The organism is Achromobacter sp. D7-1 (genome assembly GCF_059760445.1).
This window is the reverse complement of the sequence record NZ_JCBAMT010000158.1, coordinates 1-4,062: the sequence shown is the minus strand read 5'-3', so window position 1 is coordinate 4,062 and position 4,062 is coordinate 1. Positions and strand designations below refer to the sequence as shown.

The window sequence follows — 4,062 nt, the reverse complement described above, 5'->3', positions numbered from 1 at the left end:
GGGCTGACCCCGCGCGGCGGCGGCAATCTGCTGCGGCAGGTAGCCAGCCTGCCGGTCGGTCCGCGCCAGAGCATCGTGGTGGTGGAAGTCGAGAACACCTGGCTGGTGGTGGGCGTCGGCCCGAACCAGCTCAACACCCTGCACACCCTGCCCGCCGGCCAATTGCCGGAGGCTTCGACCTTGCCCGCCGCCGCCTTCGCAGCCAAGCTGGGCCAGGCGCTCAAGCGCCGCTAGCGCTGCCGCGCCCTCCAAGCGATACCCATGAGTTTGCCCACTAGCACGACACCCGCCCGCGCCCGGCCAGGCGCGCTGCACCTGCTCGGCGCCGCGGCCCTGCTGGGCCTGGCCCTGTTTCCCGCAGGGGTCGTCGCGCAGGCCACCTTGCCTGCGCTGACCGCCACGCCGGGGCCTAACGGGTCCGAAACCTATTCGCTCAGCATGCAGACCCTGCTGCTGATGACGTCGCTGTCGTTCCTGCCCGCCGCGCTGCTGATGATGACGGGATTCACCCGCATCATCATCGTGCTGGGCCTGCTGCGCAGCGCCATGGGCACGGCCATGTCGCCGCCCAACCACGTGCTGATCGGCCTCGCGCTGTTCCTGACCTTCTATACGATGTCGCCGGTGTTCGACAAGATCTACACCGACGCCTATAAGCCGCTATCCGAGGGCTCGATCCAGTTCGAAGCCGCCGTGGAACGCGCGGCCGGTCCGCTGCGCACCTTCATGCTGCACCAGACACGCGAAAACGATCTGTCGCTGTTCGCCAACCTGGCGAAGCAGCCTGCCCTGGAAGACCCCTCGCAGGTGCCCCTGCGCATCCTGGTACCGGCCTTCATCACCAGTGAACTCAAGACCGCGTTCCAGATCGGTTTCACCATCTTCATCCCCTTTCTCATCATCGATCTGGTCGTCGCCAGCGTGCTGATGGCGCTGGGCATGATGATGGTGCCGCCGGTGACGGTGGCGCTGCCGTTCAAGCTGATGCTTTTCGTGCTGGCCGACGGCTGGAACCTGCTCATGGGTTCGCTGGCCCAGAGCTTCTATCAATAACCTGGAGGAGAATCGCCATGACCGCAGAAACCGTCATGACCATGACCTACCAGGCGATGAAGATCGTCCTGGCGATGGCCGGACCGCTGCTGCTCGTGACGCTGGTGGTGGGTCTGGTCATCAGCATCTTCCAGGCCGCCACGCAGATCAACGAAATGACGCTGTCGTTCATTCCGAAGCTGCTGGCCATGTGCGGCGTGCTGGTGCTGCTCGGGCCCTGGCTCATAGGCGTCATGGTCGACTACATCCGGCAGCTGATCGGCCAGATCCCCATGCTGGTGTCCTGAGCGGCCACAGCCGCCGGACCCCGGGCCTCTCCCCATGATTGCCTTCACGCTCGAGCAGCTCAACGGCTGGATCGGCCAGTTTCTCTGGCCCTTCGTGCGCATCCTGGCACTCGTGGGTACCGCCCCTTTGTTCTCCGAATCGCTGATTCCGATGAAGGTCAAGATCGGGCTGTCGTTCGTCCTGGCCGTCGCGATCAGCCCTGCGCTGGATCCCGTTCCTCCTATTGCGCCCGGTTCGTTCACTGGGCTGTGGATGGTCATGCAGCAAGTGTTGATCGGCATTGCGCTGGGCTTCACGATGCGCCTGGTGTTCGCCGCCGTGCAAACGGCCGGCGAATTCGTGGGCCTGCAGATGGGCCTGTCGTTCGCTTCCTTCTTCGATCCGAGCTCCGGCGCCAATACCGCAGTGCTGTCGCGCCTGTTCAACATCATTGCGATGCTGACATTCCTGGCGTTGGATGGCCATCTGCTGGTCCTGGCCGCGCTGGTACGGTCCTTCGATACCTTGCCTGTCGCCATGATTCAGCTACACCAGAACGGCTTTGGCGTCGTGGTGGAATGGGGCAAGACCATCTTCATATCCGGCCTGCTGCTGGCGCTGCCGCTGATCTGCGCGCTGCTGACCATCAACCTGGCCATGGGCATCCTGAACCGCGCGGCGCAGCAGCTGTCCGTTTTCTCGATCGGCTTTCCAGTGACGCTCATCATCGGTGTGACGATTCTGACTGTCGTGCTGCCGCACGCGGGGCCTTTCCTGGAATCACTGTTCGAATCCGGCTTCACGGCAATGAGCCGGGTCGCCGATGCGCTGGCGGGTAAATAGAGGCCCCGGCTGACGCCGAGCGCCGAGGCGATGCATGGCACCGCCCCGTCTCCTTACTGCTGGCCTGTAAGACGGAACACGCGGATCGTCTCGCGCAATGCGCCGGACTGGCTGCCCAGCTGCATGACGGCGCCACCCAGATCCTGGACCAGCGCGGTGTTCTGTACCGTCATCACATCCATCTGCGACACCGCCGTATCCACCTGCTCGATGCCGCTGGACTGCTCCTGCGACGCCTGGGAAATCTCGCCGATGATGTCGGTGACGCGGTGCACGGCGGCTACGATATCCTGCATCGTCGCGCCCGCCTGTTCGGCCTGCTGGGAGCCTTCGGTCACGCGCTCCACCGAGTCCTCGATCAGGCCCTTGACCTCCTTGGCGGCCTGGGCGCTCTTCTGCGCCAGGCTGCGGACCTCGCCCGCCACCACGGCGAAGCCCTTGCCGGACTCCCCGGCGCGGGCCGCCTCGACCGCCGCGTTCAAAGCCAGGATATTGGTCTGGAAGGCAATGCCCTCGATGATGCTGACGATGTCGGCGATCTTGCGCGAGCTGTCCGAAATACCGTGCATGGTGTTCACCACCTGCCCCACCGCCACACCGCCCTTGCGCGCCACTTCCATGCTGCTGGCCGCAAGCTGGTTGGCCTGGCGCGCATTGTCGGCGTTCTGCCGCACCGTGGAGGTCAGCTGTTCCATGCTGGCGGCAGTCTGCTGCAAGGACGCCGCCTGGCCTTCGGTGCGGCCCGCCAGCTCCTGGTTGCCGCGCGCGATATGCGCCGCGGCATGGGTCGTACCTTCGATGCCGCGGTACACGTCCTGAGCAATCCCGATCAGGCTTTTGCGCATCACTTCGAGCGAAAACTTCAAACTGCCGATCTCGTCATCGGAATCCGCCACGATCTGCGTGGTCAGGTTGCCGGCTGCGACCTGGCGCGCCATATTGGCGGCATCCACCATGGGATCCAATAGCGACCGGGACAAGCGCCAGCCCATGCCGAAGATGGCGATGACGCCCAGTGCGATGGCCGCGCAGCCGACGCTTGCGCCCCAAGTGCTCAGCTCCGCCCAGTTGGTCCGCAAACCATAGATGCCGGCGCCGGCGACGATGGCTGACGACAGCAGCGCATGGCGCAGCATGCGGCTGCGGACATTGCTGCGGAAAGCGAACGTCAGCACGTCCAGGCCACGGCGCCAACCGGCGCGCACCGGACGCCCGCGCAGGATGCGCACGCCCCGGGCCGTACCCTCACGGATACGGGCATACAGGTCCTCGGCCATTTCGACCTGCTCTTCGGACGGCCGTACCCGCACCGAGGAGTACGCCACGACCTCGCCGTTCTCGACGATGGGCGTCGCGTTGGCCAGCACCCAGTAGTAGCCGCCGTCCTTGCGCCGGTTCTTCACCAGCCCCAGCCACGATTCACCCGCTTGCAGCGTCTCCCACAAATCTTCGTAGGCTTCGGGCGGCATGTCGGGATGGCGCACGATGTTGTGCGGCTTGCCGATGAGTTCTTCTCGAGAGAAGCCACTGACTTCGACAAAGGCTGGATTCGCATAGACGATCCGGCCCTTCGTATCCGTGCGCGAGATCAAGTACTGATCCTCGCGCAGCTTGGTTTCTACATTGTGGACGGGTAGGTTGACGCGCACAGCTTGCCTCCGGGTACATCATGTCGGGCAGCGAATGAATATCGGCGAGCAAACCGGATCTGACGCCCCGCATAGACGTGTTCCCCCGCCAGGTTCGTCAAATTCGGGCCGGCACGGCCCCGATTTTCGAACGCTGTTCACCGCCCTTTTCAGGCGTTATTGTTATTAACGGCCAAATTTTCGAAAACTTAACGTGCGCACGAGTTCTGCGCGCGCCAAGGCGTAAAGCACATGGACCGCGGCCGCGCTG

At 64.3% G+C, this 4,062-nt stretch carries 5 protein-coding genes; 4 read left to right on the top strand and 1 reads right to left on the bottom strand.

All coding sequences use genetic code 11. The features are described 5' to 3' along the window. From AC6LKD_RS32465 to fliR, 4 genes are all read left to right on the top strand, one after another. Window positions 1-234 (top strand): FliO/MopB family protein (locus AC6LKD_RS32465; protein ID WP_498118534.1); only part of this gene is annotated, 234 nt, incomplete at its 5' end. A gap of 27 nt (window positions 235-261) precedes the next feature. Next, complete coding sequence (fliP, locus tag AC6LKD_RS32460; protein ID WP_013393405.1) at window positions 262-1,053, top strand: flagellar type III secretion system pore protein FliP; 792 nt, start codon at window positions 262-264, stop codon at window positions 1,051-1,053. A gap of 17 nt (window positions 1,054-1,070) precedes the next feature. Then, complete coding sequence (fliQ, locus tag AC6LKD_RS32455) at window positions 1,071-1,340, top strand: flagellar biosynthesis protein FliQ (protein ID WP_008163193.1); 270 nt, start codon at window positions 1,071-1,073, stop codon at window positions 1,338-1,340. Between the two features lie 34 nt (window positions 1,341-1,374). Next, complete coding sequence (gene fliR, locus AC6LKD_RS32450) at window positions 1,375-2,163, top strand: flagellar biosynthetic protein FliR (RefSeq protein WP_492276840.1); 789 nt, start codon at window positions 1,375-1,377, stop codon at window positions 2,161-2,163. Window positions 2,164-2,216: 53 nt separating this feature from the next. On the opposite strand, the gene AC6LKD_RS32445 is transcribed toward fliR, so the two are convergent. Then, window positions 2,217-3,812 (bottom strand): methyl-accepting chemotaxis protein, encoded by a 1,596-nt coding sequence (locus tag AC6LKD_RS32445; protein ID WP_498118533.1) that lies wholly within the window; start codon window positions 3,810-3,812, stop codon window positions 2,217-2,219. Window positions 3,813-4,062: the final 250 nt, after the last annotated feature.